This window comes from Neorhizobium petrolearium (genome assembly GCF_017873175.1).
GTDB classification, from domain to species: Bacteria; Pseudomonadota; Alphaproteobacteria; order Rhizobiales; family Rhizobiaceae; genus Neorhizobium; species Neorhizobium petrolearium.
This window is the reverse complement of record NZ_JAGGJW010000047.1, coordinates 1-2,625: the sequence shown is the minus strand read 5'-3', so window position 1 is coordinate 2,625 and position 2,625 is coordinate 1. Positions and strand designations below refer to the sequence as shown.

The window sequence follows — 2,625 nt, the reverse complement described above, 5'->3', positions numbered from 1 at the left end:
TCACCAATGATTTCATGATGCCTGTTTCCTCGATCGTCTATTACGTTGAGCGCGAGCGCGCAGAATGTCGATCTGGTCCTGCGTCAAGTCGATTTGCCACGGCTGGCCCTTGGCGAGTTGGTGCCCTTTGAGCCATCCGCGAGCGAGATAATCAAAGATGACCTGAGGTGTGATGCCCAGAGCCGCTGCGGCTCCTTGAACGGAGTAGGATCCGTCCGGCCACCGGGCGGGATTGGAGCTCGTGCCGTTGATTTTGACGGTGGGAATGCCCCAACGCCTGCGCAAGAGCCAGACATTCTCACCCTTGAAGGCGCAATTCCGTGCGGCAAGAAAGCCTTCGGCGTTCAGCGCCGAGGCAATTTCCTTGTCCATTTTGCCGGCGGTGTTCAGCTCCGTCACGCGCGCTCGTAGTTTGTCGATATCGATATAGTCACCATAGGTGTGAACGCGCCTTTGGACAGAGTGCTCGCTTGTCGCTCCCGTTTGCCACAGGATCTTGACCCAGACCTGGCCCCGCAGGCGCTTTTGGTCGAGAACGACCTCGCAGATGATGAGGCGTAGGATGCTCTTTCGCTCGGCTGCCGTGGTCGAGGGGGCATGCCAGATGCCAGGGAGGTTCTCTCCGAGCGCCAATAGTCCGTCGCGATCTGCCTCGCTGAGAACCAAGGGTTCGTCGGACCGCCACCGTTGATAATCTTGCTCTATGGCCTCGGCTGCACGCAGCTTCTCTTCCCATCCCCGCTCCAGCGACCGGGCCACCAAGCGGTTCTCGGGTTCGACTGCGTCGTATTGGCGCCGTGCCCTTTCCGCCTCGTAGCGCGCCCGTTCGCGCCGCAGAGCCCATTGACGCTCAAGCTGCCGGATCTCTTCTTTGATCTGGCCCAGTGCGGCGATGGCGATGGCGATGCTATCCGGCGTCAGGGCCTCAAGTAGAATGCCTTCGATGCGTGCGTCGATGGGCAGAGCTCGCACCTCCTGGCATAACGGCCCTCCATCGTGACCGCGGTCGGCGCGGCACGTGTAGACGGGATAGTTTCCCGCAGGGCCGCTATAGCGCAAACTCATCCGCCGGCCGCACCGCCCACAGACAGCGATGCCCTGCAGCAATGCAGCGCCCTTACGCGGCGCTCCCGTATGGCCGGCTTCGTAGTGGTTGATATTGTTTTCCAATCGCCGTTGGTTGTCCATAAACTCCTCCCAGCCGATGTAACCAGGATGGGCCGCTTGCAAACAGACCTCCCAGTCTTCGATGGGGACCTTGGTTGTGCGTGGCAGATACACGTCCTGACGAATGCGCCCGCCAGTCTGCCGTCGTCGACCATAGACATAGGCCCCAGCATAGCCGGGATTATGGAGAATGCTGAGCACGCGCGGGTTGCTGGCCTCTTGCCAGACGACTTCGTGCGGTGCCGGACCACGAAGGGGACGCATTGGCAATGGTAAATCCTCCTTGCGTAGATAACGCATTACCGCCCGCGCGCTTCCCAATTCGCGGAATTTGCTGAAGACGAGGCAAAGCCTTGCCTGCACTTCCTCATCGGGATTGAGAATGATCTGGCCCGAGAGGGCATGAGATAATCCGGCGGGTAGACCAAAGCGCAATTCGCCGCGTGCCGCTTTCTGACGCTCGCCCTGATGAAGGCGCTGCCTGATCTGGTGCAACTCCGCTTCGCTCATGATGCCTGACAAGCCGAGCAAGAGGCGGTCATGGTAAGCGCAAGGGTCATAGAGCCGTTCGCCGTCGGCAATAATAACGCCGAACAGTGCGCACAGATCAAGGAGTTGATGCCAATCACGATTGTTGCGGGCGAGCCGAGAGGCATCGAGGCTGATGACAAGCCCTGCGTTTCCAAGCCCGATCTCTGCGATTAGCTTCTTAAAGCCCTCTCGCTCGACGCTGCCCGAACCGGATTTGCCAAGATCTTCATCGATGACGTGCACGCGTTCATGTGGCCAGCCAAGAGCGACGGCGCGATCGATGAGCCGATACTGCAGCTCAGTGCTTTCCTGATGATGCCGCACCTGGTTTACAGAAGACTGGCGGACATAAATGTAGGCGAGCTTGCCGCGATGCTCGGCGGTGACTTGGCTGTCCGGGCTATTCGTCGCTCTCAGCATGCCGATCTACCTTTGTCGGCGCGCGTATTGACCGCATCCGCATCAACAGGGGGGCAAGTTTTTGAGCGACTTGTTTGCGCGTCTCCGCCGGCAAATCGAGCCACGGACGCGGGACTGTCGTGCTCGGGGTCAGAAGCTTTACGAGGGACTGAGACGCTACGCGGTACGGTTTCGATTGCGCGTTCATCGCGAATCACCTCCTTGGAACGGGAGGTAACCATGCTGTTTAAATGGCGCATCAATGTGAGCAGGGTTCGAACGCTGATGCGAGGTGCCGACTTCGACTCGCTCCACGCGTCCGGCGAAAAGGTTGCAAGATCGGTCGCCGACCGGCGAATTGAACGGCGGCGTCCGTCAGGTAATCGAACGACTACGAATGCCGCACCGCGACCGGACTGGACTGACACCAGCTCAAGACGTTGACCCGCAAGGCCGTGGCGTGGGTCAATGATAGTCACATGATGCACCACCCCGTCGACAATAGGGGCAGTCTGCGATGCTTGGTTC

General features: G+C 59.6%; 1 protein-coding gene. It reads right to left on the bottom strand.

Going from position 1 to position 2,625, the window contains the following annotated elements; all coding sequences use genetic code 11:
• Nucleotides 1-12: 12 nt before the first annotated feature.
• Nucleotides 13-2,118 (bottom strand): recombinase family protein, encoded by a 2,106-nt coding sequence (locus J2046_RS33530; RefSeq protein ID WP_210059119.1) that lies wholly within the window; start codon nucleotides 2,116-2,118, stop codon nucleotides 13-15.
• Nucleotides 2,119-2,625 lie beyond the last annotated feature (507 nt).

What these genes read in the sequence shown, in the direction of transcription:
- J2046_RS33530 (WP_210059119.1), bottom strand. Translation starts at nt 2,118, where the DNA reads ATGCTGAGAGCGACGAATAGCCCGGACAGCCAAGTCACCGCCGAGCAT.